The sequence below is a fragment of the Ureibacillus yapensis genome, assembly GCF_003515775.1.
Classification (GTDB): Bacteria; Bacillota; Bacilli; order Bacillales_A; family Planococcaceae; genus Ureibacillus; species Ureibacillus yapensis.
Window position 1 is genome coordinate 1 of sequence record NZ_QWEI01000034.1, and the last position, 657, is coordinate 657.

A 657-nucleotide genomic window follows, 5' to 3' on the forward strand; every position below is an offset into this window, starting at 1 on the left:
TATCCAGTTTTGAAAGAATAATAAATTTGAAGAAATTATTGATAAAAGTGTTGATTATATCTTCAAAGTATGATACAATATTAAATGTCTTTCACTTTAAGTCTAGTGATGATGGCAAAGAGGTCACACCCGTTCCCATACCGAACACGGAAGTTAAGCTCTTTAGCGCCGATGGTAGTTGGGGGCTTCCCCCTGTGAGAGTAGGACGTCGCTAGGCATAGCATGAAATTAAATTATTCCGAAGTAGCTCAGTGGTAGAGCAATCGGCTGTTAACCGATCGGTCGTAGGTTCGAGTCCTACCTTCGGAGCCATGCTACTTGGAGAGTTGTCCGAGCGGCCGAAGGAGCACGATTGGAAATCGTGTAGGCGGTTAACACTGTCTCAAGGGTTCAAATCCCTTACTCTCCGCCAGATAACCAAACTAATTCATTTATTAATTGGCCCGTTGGTCAAGTGGTTAAGACACCGCCCTTTCACGGCGGTAACACGGGTTCGAATCCCGTACGGGTCACCATTTGAATTTGATAAACCAGTCGGAGGATTAGCTCAGCTGGGAGAGCACCTGCCTTACAAGCAGGGGGTCGGCGGTTCGAGCCCGTCATCCTCCACCATATAAAGTTTATGATATAATATAAAAAATAGTATTTTCGCGGGGT

4 tRNA genes and 1 rRNA gene are annotated in these 657 nt (G+C 45.1%); all 5 read left to right on the top strand.

Going from position 1 to position 657, the window contains the following annotated elements:
* Nucleotides 1-101: 101 nt before the first annotated feature.
* Nucleotides 102-217 (top strand): 5S ribosomal RNA (rrf, locus tag D1B33_RS18275).
* Nucleotides 218-237: 20 nt separating this feature from the next.
* Nucleotides 238-312: transfer RNA gene (locus tag D1B33_RS18280), tRNA-Asn, on the top strand.
* 8 nt (nucleotides 313-320) lie between these two features.
* Nucleotides 321-412: transfer RNA gene (locus tag D1B33_RS18285), tRNA-Ser, on the top strand.
* A 28-nt stretch (nucleotides 413-440) separates the two neighbouring features.
* Nucleotides 441-515: transfer RNA gene (locus D1B33_RS18290), tRNA-Glu, on the top strand.
* Between the two features lie 21 nt (nucleotides 516-536).
* Nucleotides 537-612, top strand: a tRNA-Val gene (locus D1B33_RS18295).
* Nucleotides 613-657: the final 45 nt, after the last annotated feature.